The 15,916-nt window shown below is 67.6% G+C and carries 17 protein-coding genes and 5 pseudogenes; 15 read left to right on the forward strand and 7 right to left on the reverse strand.

The window, feature by feature from the left end; all coding sequences use genetic code 11:
- Window positions 1-15: 15 nt before the first annotated feature.
- Window positions 16-855, reverse strand: a complete 840-nt coding sequence (locus OG507_RS39365) for an IS3 family transposase (RefSeq protein ID WP_327365051.1) — start codon at window positions 853-855, stop codon at window positions 16-18.
- A gap of 9 nt (window positions 856-864) precedes the next feature.
- Window positions 865-1,170 carry a transposase gene (locus OG507_RS39370; RefSeq protein ID WP_327365050.1) on the reverse strand — a complete coding sequence of 102 codons (306 nt, stop codon included), beginning with the start codon at window positions 1,168-1,170 and terminating at the stop codon, window positions 865-867.
- A 650-nt stretch (window positions 1,171-1,820) separates the two neighbouring features.
- On the opposite strand from OG507_RS39370, the gene OG507_RS39375 reads away from it, so the two are divergent.
- The 5 genes and pseudogenes from OG507_RS39375 (at window position 1,821) to OG507_RS39390 (ending at window position 4,780) form a co-directional block, all read left to right on the forward strand.
- Entirely contained in the window at window positions 1,821-2,684 is an 864-nt protein-coding gene (locus OG507_RS39375; protein ID WP_327365049.1) for a methionyl-tRNA formyltransferase, read from the forward strand.
- Between the two features lie 144 nt (window positions 2,685-2,828).
- Window positions 2,829-3,146, forward strand: a complete 318-nt coding sequence (locus OG507_RS39380; protein WP_327365048.1) for a transposase — start codon at window positions 2,829-2,831, stop codon at window positions 3,144-3,146.
- Window positions 3,147-3,295: 149 nt separating this feature from the next.
- Window positions 3,296-3,373: pseudogene (locus OG507_RS40600) on the forward strand (IS3 family transposase); the annotation flags it as partial.
- A 41-nt stretch (window positions 3,374-3,414) separates the two neighbouring features.
- Window positions 3,415-3,681: a DDE-type integrase/transposase/recombinase gene (locus OG507_RS39385; RefSeq protein ID WP_327365047.1), complete on the forward strand. Its 267-nt coding sequence runs from the start codon at window positions 3,415-3,417 to the stop codon at window positions 3,679-3,681.
- A gap of 289 nt (window positions 3,682-3,970) precedes the next feature.
- The gene (locus OG507_RS39390) at window positions 3,971-4,780 is read left to right on the forward strand and encodes an IS701 family transposase (RefSeq protein ID WP_327365046.1); all 810 of its coding nucleotides are present in this window, start codon (window positions 3,971-3,973) and stop codon (window positions 4,778-4,780) included.
- Window positions 4,781-4,802: 22 nt separating this feature from the next.
- Here the strand turns inward: OG507_RS39390 and OG507_RS39395 are convergent, their stop codons facing one another.
- Window positions 4,803-5,255: a MarR family winged helix-turn-helix transcriptional regulator gene (locus tag OG507_RS39395; protein ID WP_327365045.1), complete on the reverse strand. Its 453-nt coding sequence runs from the start codon at window positions 5,253-5,255 to the stop codon at window positions 4,803-4,805.
- A 247-nt stretch (window positions 5,256-5,502) separates the two neighbouring features.
- Here OG507_RS39395 and OG507_RS39400 point away from each other — a divergent pair, with 247 nt between their 5' ends.
- Window positions 5,503-6,108, forward strand: coding sequence for a hypothetical protein (locus OG507_RS39400; protein ID WP_327365044.1), 606 nt, complete (start codon window positions 5,503-5,505; stop codon window positions 6,106-6,108).
- Window positions 6,109-6,154: 46 nt separating this feature from the next.
- On the opposite strand, the gene OG507_RS39405 is transcribed toward OG507_RS39400, so the two are convergent.
- From OG507_RS39405 to OG507_RS40605, 3 genes and pseudogenes are all read right to left on the reverse strand, one after another.
- Window positions 6,155-7,303, reverse strand: coding sequence for an IS110 family transposase (locus OG507_RS39405; RefSeq protein ID WP_327365043.1), 1,149 nt, complete (start codon window positions 7,301-7,303; stop codon window positions 6,155-6,157).
- Between the two features lie 108 nt (window positions 7,304-7,411).
- Window positions 7,412-7,735: a transposase gene (locus OG507_RS39410; protein ID WP_327365042.1), complete on the reverse strand. Its 324-nt coding sequence runs from the start codon at window positions 7,733-7,735 to the stop codon at window positions 7,412-7,414.
- Between the two features lie 51 nt (window positions 7,736-7,786).
- Window positions 7,787-8,536, reverse strand: a pseudogene (locus tag OG507_RS40605) (winged helix-turn-helix domain-containing protein); the annotation flags it as partial.
- Between the two features lie 789 nt (window positions 8,537-9,325).
- Here OG507_RS40605 and wrbA point away from each other — a divergent pair.
- A complete protein-coding gene (gene wrbA, locus OG507_RS39425) occupies window positions 9,326-9,937 on the forward strand; it encodes an NAD(P)H:quinone oxidoreductase (protein ID WP_327365040.1) in 612 nt (203 codons plus the stop codon).
- Between the two features lie 101 nt (window positions 9,938-10,038).
- Window positions 10,039-10,710, forward strand: coding sequence for a hemerythrin domain-containing protein (locus OG507_RS39430; RefSeq protein ID WP_327365038.1), 672 nt, complete (start codon window positions 10,039-10,041; stop codon window positions 10,708-10,710).
- Between the two features lie 66 nt (window positions 10,711-10,776).
- On the opposite strand, the pseudogene OG507_RS39435 reads toward OG507_RS39430, so the two are convergent.
- Window positions 10,777-11,010, reverse strand: a pseudogene (locus OG507_RS39435) (helix-turn-helix domain-containing protein); the annotation flags it as partial.
- Between the two features lie 114 nt (window positions 11,011-11,124).
- Here OG507_RS39435 and OG507_RS39440 point away from each other — a divergent pair.
- The 7 genes and pseudogenes from OG507_RS39440 to OG507_RS39470 all read left to right on the forward strand — a co-directional run.
- Window positions 11,125-11,358, forward strand: a complete 234-nt coding sequence (locus OG507_RS39440) for a hypothetical protein (RefSeq protein WP_327365037.1) — start codon at window positions 11,125-11,127, stop codon at window positions 11,356-11,358.
- 830 nt (window positions 11,359-12,188) lie between these two features.
- Complete coding sequence (locus OG507_RS39445) at window positions 12,189-12,383, forward strand: hypothetical protein (RefSeq protein ID WP_327365036.1); 195 nt, start codon at window positions 12,189-12,191, stop codon at window positions 12,381-12,383.
- A gap of 21 nt (window positions 12,384-12,404) precedes the next feature.
- Entirely contained in the window at window positions 12,405-12,734 is a 330-nt protein-coding gene (locus OG507_RS39450; protein ID WP_327365035.1) for a transposase, read from the forward strand.
- Window positions 12,731-13,555, forward strand: coding sequence for an IS3 family transposase (locus OG507_RS39455; RefSeq protein WP_327365034.1), 825 nt, complete (start codon window positions 12,731-12,733; stop codon window positions 13,553-13,555). The genes OG507_RS39450 and OG507_RS39455 overlap by 4 nt, the downstream gene beginning before the upstream one ends.
- Window positions 13,480-14,638: pseudogene (locus tag OG507_RS39460) on the forward strand (IS30 family transposase). Before OG507_RS39455 ends, OG507_RS39460 begins: the two are co-directional and overlap by 76 nt.
- Entirely contained in the window at window positions 14,619-14,939 is a 321-nt protein-coding gene (locus OG507_RS39465; RefSeq protein WP_327365033.1) for an integrase core domain-containing protein, read from the forward strand. Before OG507_RS39460 ends, OG507_RS39465 begins: the two are co-directional and overlap by 20 nt.
- Window positions 14,940-14,973: 34 nt before the next feature.
- Window positions 14,974-15,894, forward strand: a pseudogene (locus OG507_RS39470) (transposase); the annotation flags it as partial.
- Window positions 15,895-15,916: the final 22 nt, after the last annotated feature.

Genomic DNA, 15,916 nt, shown 5'->3' on the forward strand with positions numbered 1-15,916 from the left:
TTGGACACTCAGCACTTACGCCGCGAGGGCATGTCCGTGCTCGTGCCGCTGCCGGATCTCCAACGGGGTCAGATAGCCCCACACTGGATGCTTCCGCAGCCGCCTGCGGTTGTAGAAGGTCTCGATGAACGCGAAGATCTCGGCGCGGGCGGTGGCCCGGTCGCGCCACTGGCGGGTGCCGATCTCTTCCTTCAGTACCGCGAAGAACGACTCGGCGGCGGCATTGTCGAAGCACGAGCCGGTCCGGCCCATGCTCTGCCGAAGCCCCAACCGGCCTATCTCACGGCGGAGTTCCTTGGACGTGTACTCGCTGCCGCGGTCCGAGTGCGCGATGCAGCCGGGCTGCAGACGGCCGCGGCCGGTGGCCATGGTCAGTGCGTCGACGACCAGGCTCGCCCGGTGATGGTCGGCCATCGAGTAGCCGACCACCTCGCGGGTCGCCAGGTCCAGCCAGGTCGCGAGGTAGAGCCAGCCCTCGTCGGTGGCGATGAAGGTGATATCGCCGACCAGCCGAGTGCCGGGCTCACGGGCGGTGAAGTCACGGCCGAGCAGGTCCGTCGCGGGCACGGCCTTCTTCGCCGGACGGGTCAGACTCCGCCGCCTGCGGCGGGTGACTCCGGTGATGCCGCGTTCGCGCATGACTCGCTCGATGCGCTTGCGGTTGACCCGGTGACCGAGCCGACGCAGCTCAGCGTGGATGCGCGGCACTCCGTACGCGCGCCGCGAGGCGATGTGCAACACCGTGATCTCGTGCGCGAGGGCGTCGTCGGCAGCCTTCCGGGCGGTGCGGGCCTGCTGCCCGGCCCGCCAGGCATAGAAGGAGGAGCGGGCCACTTTCAGCAGCCGGCAACGCATACACCGCGCTCACCGATCGCTCTCTTTCGCGAAGAAGACCGCCGCTTTTCGCAGCACCTCAATGGTCTCGGCCTGCTCGCGGGCCAGCCTGCGCAGCCGGCGCAACTCCTCCCGCTCGGCCGTCGTCAGCTCGCCCGGCGCCCCCTGACCCCGGTCGGCCTGATCCTGCCTGACCCAGTTCCGCAGCCCCTCGGCGCTGACCCCGAGGTCCCTGGCCACCTCGGTGACCGTCCTGCCGGAGGAGCGAACGAGGGCGACCGCGTCCCGCTTGAACTCCTCCGAGTACCGCTTGCTGCGGTTGCTCTTGCTTCCCACCTGGCACTACTTCCTCTGGAACTTCACGTCCCAGTCTCCAGGTGTCCAACATCAAGGGGAAGCTTCACTGTCCGGAAACTTCGTGGCCCCTCAGGCCCCATTTTCCCGTACCCGAGGTGATCAGCGCAGCCAATCTCGCCCACCTGTAAAACTAACGGCTCTGTCTCACATCCGGTGGTGACGGACGGTGATGATGGCGACGGGTAGACCCACGAATCAAAAAGCTCGCAGGTCCAGTATGTTGGAGCGACCGTTGGTTGGAATAGCCAGCCTGCACAGAGACCTCCGATGCGAGCCTGGCGTGCCGACGCCGCGTCTCCCAGCGCAGCGCTCTTCGCTCGTGAAACATCGAGGTCAGAGCGTCAACCGCACTCTCTGCAACTGGCTGCTGTCGATGCTCACGATCTGTCACCACCGGATGTGTGACAGAGCCGTTCACCGTACAGACCCAGATCACGATGCCGGTGGCTGTACCTCTGCCCGCAGGCACCCCACCCACCACGCTCACCAGCGGCGATGCCTCACGCCTCACGAACTACAGCTGCCGTGAAAGTGCGACAAGGTCGAGCGAATTTACAGTCCTGTAAGACTGTCTTCGAAGGGTGCAGGCCGCTGCGTAGCACCATGCAGCGACATGGCACAGTGGTTGCATGTCGAGTAAAAGCGCACGAGTGGTTGTTTTCACATCTTTTTTGCCCAATTATCAGCTACTGGCGAGCTGGGCGGAACGACATGATCACCAGATCGCACTGGTCGTGACGCTTCCGGGCGGTACAGGCCGCTACGGCGAGGGTGAGCTGACGAGTGGCATGGGCAAGGGGATAAGTTTGCTGGCTACGGGAAAGCTGCGGACGATCGCCGCGCCGCTGATCTCTGGATTGGCTCCCGATCTGGTGATCTCCGCAGGGTTCTCGCGTCTGATACCGCAGGAGATCTTGGATATCCCGGCCTACGGTGCCTTGAATGTGCACCCATCAGTGCTTCCCGTTGGCCGGGGGCCCAATCCGATGCGGCTGGTGTACGAAGGAGCCGAGACTATCGGCGCGACCCTTCACCGGACCGAAGCCGAGTTCGATACGGGTGCCGTCCTCAGTCAGCGTGAGCGGCCGCTGCCGAAGGATCTCAGCGGACCAGCACTGATGGCCAGTTGGTTGGACATGTTCACCGAAGTCATCGAAGAGGGCACCGACAAAGCGCTCACGGGAGAACACGGCATCCCTCAGGATTCTGCCCACGCCTCCTACGTGCCGGCGTTCAGCGCGGAGGAGCAGATCATCGACTTCACCGAGGCAGCAGCAGTGATCTGCCGCAAGGTGGCGGCTCTCAACGTTCTGACTACCCGGGCGACGATACGTCTACGGGGCTTGGAAGGCTCCATCCGCCACGTGGAGCCGGTGGCATCCAGTGGTGGAATGCCCGGAACGGTCCTGGCTGTCCATGATGACGGATGGACTGTGCAAGCTGCCGACAAGGCCGTTCGTGTGATCACCGACGACAGACCACAGTGCGGGTGATGCGTCGGGTCATGAGGCAAGGCCGCGAAGTTCGTGGTCAGCTGGCGAGGGTGCAGGTCGCGGGTCCGGTCTTGGTGAACAGGCCTCGGTGGTGAATCGCCCCGGGTTTGATGGAGACATCGAAGACCCGGAAGGATCCCGAGCATGGCTGCACCCCGTAAGTACCCCGAGGAACTGCGCGAGCGGGCGACCCGGCTCGCCGTCGAGGCCCGCAAGGACCCCGCCGGCCGCGCCGGGGCGATCAGGCGCGTCGCCGAGCAGATCGACATTCACCCCGAGGCCCTGCGCGGCTGGGTGCGGCAGGCCGAGACCGACGACGGCGCCCGGGCGGGCACCACTTCCCAGGACGCGGCCCGGATCGCGGAGCTGGAGCGAGAGGTGAAGGAACTGCGGCGGGCCAACGCGATACTGAAGTCCGCCTCGGCTTTCTTCGCTGCGGAGCTGGACCGTCCACTGCGCTGAAGGTCGCCTACATCGACCAGCACAAACAGGAGTTCGGCGTCCAGCCGATCTGCGACGTCCTGAAGGACACGGACGCCGAGATCGCGCCGAGCACCTACTACGCCGCCCACACCCGGCCCGAGTCCGCCCGCACCGCCCGCGACCGGGAACTGACCGAGGAGATCCGCGTGATCCACGCCGGCAACTACGGCGTCTACGGTGCCCGCAAGATCCATGCGGCCCTCCGCGCGCGGGCCGGCCGGTGGCCCGATGCACCGTCGAGCGCCTCATGCGCGCGGCCGGCCTGCGCGGCGCGACCAGGGACAAGAGCCCGCGCACCACTCGGCCCGCACCTGAGACCGACCGTCCCCGCGACCTGGTCAGCCGGCAGTTCACCGCGGATGCCCCCAACCAGCTGCGGGTCGCCGACATCACCTACATCAAGACGCACTCGGGCTGGGTGTACGCCGCGTTCGTCATCGACGTTTTCTCCCGCATGGTCGTCGGCTGGCAGGTCGCCACCAGCCTCTACACCGAACTCGCCCTGGACGCCTAGGAGATGGGTATATGGAGACGCCGCCACGCTGGCGCCGACCTGGCCGGACTGGTCCATCACTCCGATCGCGGCGTGCAACCCGGACTCAATCGGTTGTCGCAACACCGAACGCCTGGCCGAGGCAGACGCAGTGGCCTCCGTCGGCTCCAAGGGCGATTCGTACGATAACGCCCTCGCCGAGGCATTCAACAGCGACTCTGCTGCGCAATTCGCTGCGGGGGCGAGGTCGGGTCCGTGATGATCGTTCCTGAGGTCGCTTCTCTGTCGTGCGGCTGTGGAGGCGGTACGGATGTCGATGCGGCCGGTGGGGCTGCCGGAGATCCCGGAACAGACCGTGGCGGTGGCGCGGGCGGCGTTCCCGAAGGGAAGCCTGGCGATACGGGTGCGGGACTGCCTTCAGGACCCACACCTACGCGTCAGTCTGGAGGAGACCGGCATCGGCTACGTCCTGGCCGTGGCCTGCTCCACCAGGGTACGGATCAACCAAGGACGCACCCTCGTGCGTGCGGACACCCTCGTCGGCCGGCTCCCCACAGCCGCCTGGCAGCGGTACAGCGCCGGCAACGGTGCAAAGGGCCCGCGCTACTACGACTGGGCCTGGGTCCGCATCGGCACCGGCGGCCACCGCCACCTGCTCATCCGCCGCAACCGGGCCACCGGTGAACTCGCCTTCTACCTGTGCTGGTCACCCACCGACGTGCCCCTGTCCGAGCTGGTCCGCGTCGCCGGTGTCCGTTGGAGTGTCGAGGAGTGCTTCCAGGCCGCCAAGGGCCAGGTCGGACTCGATCACTACCAGGTCCGCAACTGGACCTCATGGCACCGGCATATCACGCTCGCCATGCTCGCCCTGGCCTTCCTCGCTGCCCTTGCAGTCGGCGCTGCTCCCGACCGAGCCGTCGATCCGCACCATCCCGCCAGCAGCCGCGAGCCGATGCCATTGACCGTCCCGGAAATCCGCCGCCTATTCGCTGCCTGCCTCGTCCCACCGGCCATGTCCGTGGCCAGGCTGGTGCACTGGTCCACCTGGCGCAGACGCCACCAGGCGACAGCCCGGCGCAGCCACTACCGACGACGGACCGCCGACGAAGCCGCTGGATAGATCACGAAATCGCACTGGAGTACTAGCCGAGATGGTCGGCGACCCGCTCGAATTGGACGGCCATACCCGAGAGAAAGTCATGGTCCACGTGGTTCATGACGCGCCTGCGCGAACTGGTCAGGAGCGACGGATAGGCGCCTTCCAGGCGCTTGATTCCCTCGGGTGTCAGGCTTGCCAGGCTTCCCCGGGCGTCCACCTCGTGCCGCCGTTTCGTCACCCAACCACGGGCTTTCAGGGCGTCGACCACCCTGGAGATGCGGCTGGCCGAGAGATGGGTGAGTTCGGCGAGATCGATCACACGCAGTTCACGGTTCTCTGCCTCGGACAGGAACATCAGGACCGTGTACTCGGACAGCGTCAGCCCGGTCGACTTCAGAAGGTCTTTGTCCAGAGCGTTTGGCAACGCGGTAATCACTCGCTGTAGGGCATGCCAGAAGCGCTCTTCTTCTGCATCCAGGGGGACATCAGCCGTCATTGCGACAGCTTAACCGCCCGTCACCCGGCCATGTCCTCCGATCGCTGGTGCCGACGCCGCGCTCCACCGGGTGCCGGGGTCGTGCCTGCAGCGGCCGTCGGGGTGCTGACGGAACCAGCCGTCCATCGGTGCGTTGTGGCAAAGGGAGTCCCTGTTCGATGAGCAGGGGCTTCTTTGCGTGCGGGGTGTGATCGCGAGGGGGTAGGGGCAGGCAGCGGGCGGCTTGTTGTTGATCGAGGAGGTCGTGATGCCGTCGGTGCTGGGGTTGATGGAGCGGCGTGAGGCGCGGGCGAGGCAGGAGCTGGAGTCCTGGACGGAGGTTCTGGAGCAGGCTCAGGCGGAGGTGGATGCCGCGCGGGAGCGGGTCGAGCGGGCCCGGGTGGGGCGTGAGGAACTCGTGTCGGTGCTGGCCGAGGAGAGCCCTGTGAGCGCACCGGTTTCCGTGTCGTCTGGTGGTAAGACGGCCGTCGCTGTGGGATCGAGCGGCTTGGGCGCGGGGCAGGGCGGGCGGCCGCCGGTGTGGCGGTCGGGCATGGGTGAAGAGGTGCTCAGCGGCCTGTATCGGGAGGTGTTCGCCGCGGTGGTGGCCGCTTCGGGGCCGGTGAACGGGGTGGAGCTGACGCGGGCGGTGGGCCGGGAGGCGGAGATCAAGAACGAGGTGGAGAAGATCCGTCACCGTGCCAACGTGCTGGAGAAGCGGGGCTGGCTGGTGCGGGCGAAGGACGGACGGTTCATACCCGTGCCGGAGCTTGGAGCAGCCGGCAGGGGCGTTTCTCCGGCCAGCGCGGAGCGTCCCCGGCCATCCGGCCAGATCGGCTGGACGCCGAACTCCTGTTTGTGCTGGTCGATGTAGGCGACCTTCAGCGCAGTGGACGGTCGAGCTCGGCGATGCTTCTATGTCAAGCCACCTGCGGCAGTTCCTGGATGATCTGCTGGTCGTCATGGGCAGCCTCGTCTGCCAGCAGAGCCCGGAAGACCCGGTCGGAGATGCGGCGCCGCAGCAGTCGCAGAGCCTCTTTCACGGTCTTTCCCGCGGCGAGCTGCTTGGCGTAGTACGCAGCGCCGGGCCCGTCTTGACGGACTTGGGTGACGGCAGCCATGTGCAGGGCGTTGTTGATGGTGCGGTTGCCTCCCCGATTGAGGCGGACGCGAACCGTGTTGGAGGACCAGACGGGTATCGGGGCGGTGCCGTTGAACCGGGCGAAAGCGTCCTTGGACTTGAAGCGAGTGGCCCCGGCCGTCTCTCCGAGGATCATCGCCGCCGACGGGGCCCCGCATCCGGGCACCGCCAGCAGATTCGGAGCCAGTTCGCGAACCAGATGCCGTAGCTGGGCCTCCATCGCGTTGATGCGCAGGGTCAGGCGCCGACAATCCTGGACCAGATCCAACGCGATCTCCGCCACGACTCCGCGTCGGGCGACGAGGCCCGCTTCCAAGCTGTCCAGGACGCACAGGCGCTTCAGACCGCGCGAAGGAACGACCAGCTCGGGGTCGATCTCGTGCAGGAACCAACGCAGCTTGTTGGCGATGGCGGTGCGCTGTCGGACCAGAGTGCGTCGGTGATCGGAGCGCAACTTGACCTCGCGGGTCGGGCCGTCCAACTCGGCCTTGGGCAGATCGGGCTCTCGCAGAGCGACTCGAGCCACCGCTTCAGCGTCGATCGGATCAGACTTGCCACGCTCGCGGGCCGAGCGCCGCGCGCCGGCCATCAGTCGCGTGTGCACGCGCGCCACCGCGTACCCCGACGCCAGTAGGTCCGCCTCGAAACGTCGGGTCAGATGCCGGCAGTCCTCGATAGCGAGTAGGACCTGCTCAAACTGTCCCAGCCAGACGCAGACCTGCCGGTGGCCCCTGGCGGTGGCGTCCACGGTCAGCTGCGTCAGGCGCCTTCCGACCTGGTCCACCGCGACCAGGGTGTGAGTCTTCTTGTGGGAGTCGATACCGACCACGATCACGGGATGCCTCCAACGGGAGTCGGACGAGGTGTCGTCGTTCTCCGCGGGGGCACGCCTCAATCGGGCGAGCAGCACGCTTCTATCAGGCCACATCGCGAAGAACGGAGACGCCGACGGGGCGGCACATCGCCGAAAAGCCCTCAACTGGCGGGGCAGCAAAGAAAAGAGCCAGCCCCATCGGCATCTGTCACTGTCGCACCGTCACCGGGTCGACGTCTCCAACGATGGCATTGACGCGAAGAAAGCCGAGGCGGACTTCAGTATCGCGTTGGCCCGCCGCAGTTCCTTCACCTCTCGCTCCAGCTCCGCGATCCGGGCCGCGTCCTGGGAAGTGGTGCCCGCCCGGGCGCCGTCGTCGGTCTCGGCCTGCCGCACCCAGCCGCGCAGGGCCTCGGGGTGAATGTCGAGCTGCTCGGCGACGCGCCTGATCGCCCCGGCGCGGCCGGCGGGGTCCTTGCGGGCCTCGACGGCGAGCCGGGTCGCCCGCTCGCGCAGTTCCTCGGGGTACTTACGGGGTGCAGCCATGCTCGGGATCCTTCCGGGTCTTCGATGTCTCCATCAAACCCGGGGCGATTCAGGCAGCAGGAACACCGTGAGCCACGCACGTTCGGCGATCAGTTGGCGTATGGCGTGGGAGACGTGGGTGTTCAGGCGGTCCCAGATCAGCACGATGGGCGCCTTGACGAGGTGGTGGACGCCGTCGATCAGCGCGTTCGCCCATGCTGCGGTGCTTGCCGCGGCCGCCGGGGTGGGTGCGAAGGCGGTGGCACCGCCTGGTGCGGGAGCCGGGCCGCAGCGCGATCAGCCCGGCCACCAACCGGCGTCCCGAGCGCCCGCTGACGGTCACGACCGGGGTGTGTCCGCGTCGGCCCCAGGTGCGTCCTTGGGGCGGCCGTCGGGTGAAGCCTGCCTCGTCCTCGAAGCAGACGTAGCCCCCGCAGGCCGCCCGGGCTCCTTTACCTCGTTCCAGGTCGCCTCCTTCCAGACGGTGACGGCCTGCTCGTCGCGCTCGGCGACCCGCCGTCCCGGGACCTGGGGACTGAAGCCAAGCCGGTGCATCAGCCGCGTCGCACCCGAGACGCTGTAGGAGACGTGGAACTTCCGGCCGATCAGTGTGGCCACTCTTGCCGCGGTCCACACCTGGTCCTCCACCCAACCGTGCGCCGCCGGGCCTTCCTCCAGATACGCGGCCAGCTTCTCCAGACAGCGCGGGGACAGACGGCACCGCGAACCGCTCGGACCACGCGTAACCAGAGCCCGCGCACCGCCATCGCGCCACAACTGGTGCCACTGGTAGGCCGACTTCCCGCTCACCTGCAGGCGCCGTGTGGTGGAGTCCCTGGCGGTGCTCGTCGTGGGCGCCCTGGCCGGCGGGCTCGGCCAGGGCATGTCCTTCGGTGGCGGGCTCACCGGCGTCGGCGCGGTGGCTTCCGACGAGCATTGCCGTGCGACGATCTCGACCTTCTTTTTCGTGTCGCGTACCTCGGCATCTCCATTCCGGTGGTCGCCGGGGGGACCTGGCGCTTGAGCTGCGGGACGCGGGAGTGGCCTACGCATATACGTCATCCTCGTGTCTGCCGCCGTGGGTGTGTTTCTGCTTCGCTGGCCGCCGCGCACGGAGTGACGGGCCGCTGGGCCACCGGCTCACTCCGGCACGCACGGGATCTGCCGGACCTGATCCGTCGTGACGGCGGCCGTGTCGAAATCCAGACGGCATGGCGGCGCGCACTCCGCAGCACCGGGTACGGCGATTCGAGGCGACGCAGGCGCTCATTCGTCAGGCCCGTCTTCCACCTCCGGGCGTACTGGAAGTGCCGCATCAGCGCGCGCCAGAAGTGCTCCGTTTGGGATCCAGGGAACGCCGAAGGTCCCCATGCGGGAGCCATGACTGAGGTTCTCGTGGAGTCCACGTGCAGCGCGGCGAGGATTGGCGTGGTGCCGACGCCGACAGGCCTGTCCGGCCGGCACCGGTCCGGCGCCCACGTAATTGCGTGCGTACGCAAATGTAGTTAGGATGCTGAATGCAAGATAGAACTTTGCGCCGGCCTCCCCCGGGTGCCGGCGCCGATTCATACCCGGGGATTAGCGGCACTTCCCGCAGCAAGGAGTGAAGACGTGACACGCGTCGCCATCATCTATTACTCGGCCACCGGATCCGTGCGCAGCCTGGCGCAGGCGATCGCCGAAGGCGCACAGAAGGAAGGGGCCGAGGTCCGGCTGCGCCGCGTGGCCGAGCTCGCGCCCGAGGCCGCGATCAACAGCAACCCCGTGTGGGCCGAGAACCACCGCGTCTCGCAGGAGATCCCCGAGGCCACCAACGACGACCTCGAGTGGGCTGACGCCGTGCTCGTCGGCTCGCCGACCCGCTTCGGCCTGCCGGCCGCGCAGCTCAAGCAGTTCCTCGACCAGACCGGCCCGCTGTGGGCCCAGGGCAAGCTGGCCAACAAGGTCTACGCCTCCTTCACCTCCGCGGCCAACGCCCACGGCGGCCAGGAGAGCACCATCCTCGCGATCAACAACACCTTCTACCACTGGGGTGGACTCATCGCATCGCCCGGCTACACCGACCCGCTGCTCTTCGCGGCCGGTGGCAACCCCTACGGCCCCTCGCACCCCTCCAACAACGGCGCCGACCTGCCGGACTCCAACCGTCTGGAGGCCGCGCGTTACCTGGGCGGCCGCGTGACGCGCATCGCCGCCGCCCTCAAGCCTGGCGGCTCTCTCTGACCGGACCGGTCGATCCCGGGCCGCCGTCCCGACCGGGGCGGCGGCCCACCGACAGTGGTTCCCGAAGGGATCCACGGCAAGTGAGGTTACAAGTGACTCCGGTGAACGAGCCCATGGCGGACATCCGGGACATGTACATGGCACACACCATGCTGCGCCGGGAGTTCCGCCTCCTGCCCCGGTTGGTGCGCGACGTCGCGCCGGGTGACGTGGAGCGCGCGGAGACGGTCGGTGCCCACGCCGAGCAGGTGTGCTCCGTCCTGCACCTGCACCACGAGGGCGAGGACCTGCTGCTCTGGCCGCGCCTGCTCGAGCGCGCCGGCGACCGGGCGACGGCGATCGTGCCCACGATGGAGGAGCAGCACGCCGCCATCGAGGAGACCTACAGGGAGGTGACCGGGCTGCTGCCGGAGTGGCGCGCCACCGCGCTGGACGGCGGGCGGCTCGCGGACGCCCTCGCCCGGTTGCTGCCCGCGCTCCTGGAGCACCTGGCGTTGGAGGAGAAGGAGATACTCCCGCTCGCCGAGCGGTACGTCACCGCGGCCGAATGGAGGCAACTCGGAGAGCACGGGATGGCCCGGACCCCGCAGGAGCGGTTGCCGCTGTCCCTCGGGATGGCGATGTATGAGGCGGACCCGGAGGTCGTCGAGGCGCTGCTCGCCGAATTGCCCGAGCCGCAGCGCTCGGCGCTGACGGGCGCCGCACAGCGCGCGTACGCCGCCCACGCCGAGCGCGTGTACGGCACCGGAACCCCGCCCCGCATCGGCGACTGAGCCCGAGCCCCGGTGCCGAAAGCGGCACTTCAACCCTGGAATCGGCCGGTCCGCGGCATTGACGGGACGCGCGGTCGGCTCCATCGCGAGGAGGGGCCGTGACCGCTGGGTGACCCTGCACACCATGGCCGGCGAGACCCCGAAGAGCGGCGCCATCTGCCGCATGGTGAGGTTCGTCCGGTAGTAGACAGCCACCAGCAGCCCCCGGTCAGCAAGCGGCAGACTCCACGGCCGCCCGATGTGCGGCCCGTCGCCACCCCGCTCACGCACCACCTTCAGCAACCGCTCGAACTGCTTCATCCACAGCCCCGTGAACGTCTCCACTCACAACAGATCAGCCCTCAACATCCCACGCATACAAAGGGAAATACCCTGCTCACGGTCTTCTGCAACACGCTTTAGGCCGGTGCATGGGTGGCGGCGGTCGTCACCGTGACAACTGCAGTTACCGCCCATGCTGCCGCAGCGAAGTACGCCTACCAAGAACTGGAGTACGTACGCACGGCAAGCGAACTCGAGACCCTGCTGGTACTGCAGGAAGATCTGGACGGCCCCGCTGAGCAGAGCCAGGATGTCCTTGTTGTGCGATGCGAACTGATCATCTCAGTACAGAACGATGCCGGGATGGCCGAATGGATCACCATATAGGCCCTGAGGCTGCAAGCCGAAGGCGGGTGGTCACTGACTGCGGAGGCATCGAGTGACCGCTGACTTTGGGCACTGGCATGGGCCTTTCCATTTGATTCCGCGATCGGTGCCGTGGGACGGCCGTGCGGGGGCACGCACAGGCTCGGCCGCCACACCTCCAAGCACGATCGAAACGAACGTCGCCCATCCAACCGCCCCAACCCCGACCCGGCCAACCTATGCGGTCACAGCACTAGGAACTGCGGAGACGTGCTCTCAAGCCGCGGCGCCGGGACCGGCCGGACGCGGTGCAGGTCAGCGACCGTTGCCGGACGCGGTCGCGCACGGCGCCTGCCGACCATCGAAGTTTGGCCCCTGGCGGCCCACGACTTCGGGCGCGATGCCATCCCATCTTCATAGTCGATTCCTTTGCTCGAAGCATGCCGCGCCATAAACAACCAATGACCAACTCATGCTCGAGATGAGCCCTGCCACACGACGGGAAGGACCCCTTTGCCCTCCGAACATACGAAAAGGGCTCTTGTGCAGGCACTGCTACTGCCGCTGCGCATCGTGGCAACCGTGTACTGGTACGCCGGCGGTCGCTTCGTACACACTTCGCACGATGAGGAAGCAGTTCTCCGCCAAGCCCGCGGGAATGCCTCCCGGCGGCAGGTGCCCGGCCAAGCCGATACCGCTGGCCTTCGCTCCAACACCCGGACGAATCAGCCCGGATCCACCGGCTTGTTGTCTGTGGACAGTTTCTCGGGGAACGAAGAAGTGCCTTGTGACCTGCGATGATGGGGTTTCTCTAGGGCCACATCAGGCACGATCAGCAAGGCACTTCCGAGATGCAATCTTCCCACGCCGCAGCGGCGGTCTCGTCCGCGTTCGACGACCCGAACCTGATCGCGTACGGCGGCCTCGAGCCGGTGGTGCGGCTGGCCGAGCGGTGCGGCCTGCCCGCGCTGGTCGGGGAGCACATATGTCTGCCGGCCTCGAAGGACGGCACCGGTGTCCCTCCCCTCGTAGCGTGGAGTCCGTGATTGCAGGGGAAGTCGGGGTTCATGGGGTCCAAGCAACGGACGTATACGCCCGAGTTTCGTGAGGGTGCTGTACGCATTGTGATCGAGACGGGCAGGCCGATCCCGGAGGTCGCCGAGGAACCCGGCGTCCACTCCGGCACGCTGCACAGCTGGGTGTCGCGGTGGCGGCGCAACGGGTCGGCGTCATCCGGCCGGCCGGCCGAGCCCGCGCCGGGTGGCCGGATCCGCGAGGCCGAGCGGGCCGAGCTGGAGCGGCTGCGGCGGGAGATGAGCGAGAAGAACAAGCGGATACGCGAGCTGGAGATGGAGCGTGATGTCCTCAAGCGGTGCATGGTCCTCTGGGTGAAGTGACCGGGACGGACCCGGCCGCCCTGGCCGCGTTCATCGGTGACCAGAGGATTGGGCACCGCGTCCCGCACCGTCTGGCCTGCCAGGTCCTGGGGGTGTCGGAGTCCTGGTTCTACAAGTGGCGCGACAGGCCCACCACCGCGCGTGAGCTCCGGCGCGGACAGCTGGCCGACACGATCCGGCAGATCTTCGAGAGCTCCGGCGGCACCTGCGGTTCCCCGAAAGTATGGCTCCTCCTGGTCCGCTCAAGCTGGCGCGACTCGGTGAACACCGTCGCCCGCCTGATGGCCGAACCCGGCCTGGCCGGACGCAAGATCCGCCGCCGGCCCGGGCTGACCCGGCCCGGCAAACGGCCGGCGGCCCCGGACTTCGTGCGGCGGGACCTCACCGCCGACGCGCCCGACCAGGTGTGGTGCGGAGACATGACCGAGATCACCACCCATGAGGGCAAGCTCTACCTGGCCACCGTCATCGACCTGTTCTCACGTCGGCTGCTCGGCTACGCGATGGATGCACGCCATGACGCCGAACTGGTCGTGGCGTCCTTGAACATGGCCGCGGCCACCCGCGGCGGTGACGTGAAGGGTGTGATCCTTCACAGCGACCGCGGCAGCGAAGGCGGATTCAACTGGTCGTCGCAACGCCTTGATCACGGAGGTGCGCGATGGGGCGAGACGAGAAGAAGATGCCGAAGTTGCCTGCGGGTGCGCGACGGCAGTGGACGGCGGATCGGGCGTTGGGACCGTCGATGCGTTCGCCAGGCCGACCGGAGCCGTCTCGTGCGGTGCAGCGGGACTTCTGGCGGCGGATCGCGTCGGGAGTGACGACGGCGGAGGCCGCGGTGGCTGTTGGCGTTTCATGGCCGGTCGGATCCCGGTGGTTCCGTCACGCTGGCGGCATGCCGCCGATCAGCCTGGATGAGCCCACGGGCCGCTACCTGTCGTTCGCCGAGCGTGAGGAGATCGCGCTGCTGCGCGCCCAGGAGATCGGCGTGCGCGAGATCGCCCGCAGGATCGGACGCGACCCGGGCACGATCTCACGCGAGCTGCGCCGCAACGCGGCGACCCGGAGTGGCAAGTCGGTTTACCGGGCCCTGGTGGCGCAGTGGAAGGCGCAGCAGGCCGCGAAGCGTCCGAAGACCGCGAAACTCGTAGGCAACGACAGGCTGCGTGAGTACGTGCAGGAGCGGCTCGCCGGCAGCGTCCGTCGCCCCGACGGCACGATCGTCACCGGGCCTGAGACGCGCGCCTGGAAGGGGCCGTGCGCTGCGGACTCCCCGTTCCCGGTCGCAGAACAAGCCGCAGGGGCATGTCACCGCAGAGGTCGTCCTCAGTGAACGCCCCGCCGAGGCTGCGGACCGTGCGGTCCCCGGACACTGGGAAGGAGATTTGATCATCGGGACGGGACGATCCGCGATCGGCACGCTTGTCGTGCGCAGCAGCCGCTCCACGCTCCTCGTGCACCTGCCTCGGCTCGAGGGCTGGGGCGAGAATCCGCCCGTGAAAAACGGTCCCTCGCTCGGGGGCTATGGCGCCATCGCGATGAACACGGCGCTTACGGCATCGATGGCGCAGTTGCCCGAGCAGCTGCGCAAAACCCTCACCTGGGACCGCGGAAAGGAACTCTCGGGCCACGCCCAGTTCGCCGTCGAAACCGGGACGAAGGTGTTCTTCGCCGATCCGCACTCGCCCTGGCAACGACCGACGAACGAGAATACGAACGGGCTGCTACGTCAGTACTTCCCGAAGGGCACCAATCTGTCCCGGTGGTCGTCCGCAGACCTCGAAGCCGTCGCCCTGGCGATCAACAACCGGCCCCGCAAGACCCTCGGTTGGCGGACACCAGCCGAGGTCTTCGAGGAGCAACTACGCTCACTACAACAGCCCGGTGTTGCAACGACCGGTTGAACTCGCCGAGTACACGAGTGACGAATTCCGCAGCGAAATACGCAAGTTGCGCATGAGGCAGTCGATGGGGCGTGTCGGCTCTTGTTACGATAATGCCGCCGCGGAAAGCTGGTTCGCCATCCTGAAAGCGGAGATCGGAACCACCGTCTGGGCAACCCGCGAAGCCGCCCGGGCCGACGTTTTCCGCTACGTCGAGGTCGAGTACAACCGCAGCCGGCTCCGTCGGCACCCCGACTACGGGTACGTGACCCCGCTCGAAACGAGATCCTTGCTCAGGCAGAGCCTCGTCCCGGCAGCGTAAACACCCGCTGTCCAGTTCGCGGGGGGAACTTCAGCCCGAGCGTGAGCTGGGCGAGCGGGCCGCGAACGCGGTGGGCCTTCTCGCCCTCGTCGCAGGCCAGGACGTGGAACCGGCCGAGGACTCCGACGGCCGCGACGGACGCTGGCGCATCGCCAGGCGCACCGTGCCCGACCGGGTGGTGTCCACCGTCGATGCCGATGCCCGGCACATCCACAAGAACCGAACCCGCCACCAGGAGGGCTTCAAAGGGCACGTGTCCTTCGAGCCTGAGGCCGGACTGTTCACTGCCGTCGCGTTAACCAGCGGCTACGGGCCGGACAACCATGAGGCCGCCGTCGCGCTGGACCTGCTGGCCGACGAAGACCACAGCGAGGGCGAGACGCTGACCGTGCTCGGCGATTCCGCCTACGGCACCGGCGACCTGCGTGAACAACTGACCGGCCAGGGCCACGTCCTGGTGGTCAAGCCGCCGCCGTTGCGGCAGGCCGTCCCCGGAGGCTTCACCATTGACGACTTCCACGTCGACACCGACGCCGCCACCGTGACCTGCCCGGCCGGACAGACCGTGAACCTGGGCCGCACCAAGGCCGACGGGGGCCGCACCGCCCAGTTCAAACGGCTGTGCACCGGCTGCCCACTGCGGGAACGCTGCACAACCTCCAAGACCGGACGGGTTATCAACATCCACCCTCAGCACAAACTGCTGACCGCGGCCCGCGTCCAGGCCGCCACCGATACCGCCTGGCAGGACGAATACCGCCGATGGCGGCCCCCGGTCGAACGCGCCATCGCCTGGCTTGTTGCCCACGGCAACCGCAGAGTCCGCTACCGAGGCGTCATCGCCAACAACATCGCACTCCACCACCGCGCCGCCGCCCTCAACCTCCGCCGACTGATCAAACTCGGACTCACCCGCACCAACACCACCTGGCATCTCGCCCCGGCCACCCCATGACGAAGAAGAGGCCGCCCGGCCT

Source organism: Streptomyces sp. NBC_01217 (assembly GCF_035994185.1).
Lineage (GTDB): Bacteria > Actinomycetota > Actinomycetes > Streptomycetales > Streptomycetaceae > Streptomyces.

Excerpts from the sequence above, each read along its gene's own strand:
- OG507_RS39400 (WP_327365044.1), top strand. The coding sequence starts at position 5,503 with ATGCCGTCGGTGCTGGGGTTGATGGAGCGGCGTGAGGCGCGGGCGAGG.
- OG507_RS39445 (WP_327365036.1), top strand. The coding sequence starts at position 12,189 with ATGCAATCTTCCCACGCCGCAGCGGCGGTCTCGTCCGCGTTCGACGAC.
- OG507_RS39395 (WP_327365045.1), bottom strand. The coding sequence starts at position 5,255 with ATGACGGCTGATGTCCCCCTGGATGCAGAAGAAGAGCGCTTCTGGCAT.
- OG507_RS39405 (WP_327365043.1), bottom strand. The coding sequence starts at position 7,303 with ATGTGGCCTGATAGAAGCGTGCTGCTCGCCCGATTGAGGCGTGCCCCC.
- OG507_RS39380 (WP_327365048.1), top strand. The coding sequence starts at position 2,829 with ATGGCTGCACCCCGTAAGTACCCCGAGGAACTGCGCGAGCGGGCGACC.
- OG507_RS39365 (WP_327365051.1), bottom strand. The coding sequence starts at position 855 with ATGCGTTGCCGGCTGCTGAAAGTGGCCCGCTCCTCCTTCTATGCCTGG.
- OG507_RS39385 (WP_327365047.1), top strand. The coding sequence starts at position 3,415 with ATGCGCGCGGCCGGCCTGCGCGGCGCGACCAGGGACAAGAGCCCGCGC.
- OG507_RS39450 (WP_327365035.1), top strand. The coding sequence starts at position 12,405 with ATGGGGTCCAAGCAACGGACGTATACGCCCGAGTTTCGTGAGGGTGCT.
- OG507_RS39410 (WP_327365042.1), bottom strand. The coding sequence starts at position 7,735 with ATGGCTGCACCCCGTAAGTACCCCGAGGAACTGCGCGAGCGGGCGACC.
- OG507_RS39375 (WP_327365049.1), top strand. The coding sequence starts at position 1,821 with ATGTCGAGTAAAAGCGCACGAGTGGTTGTTTTCACATCTTTTTTGCCC.
- OG507_RS39390 (WP_327365046.1), top strand. The coding sequence starts at position 3,971 with ATGTCGATGCGGCCGGTGGGGCTGCCGGAGATCCCGGAACAGACCGTG.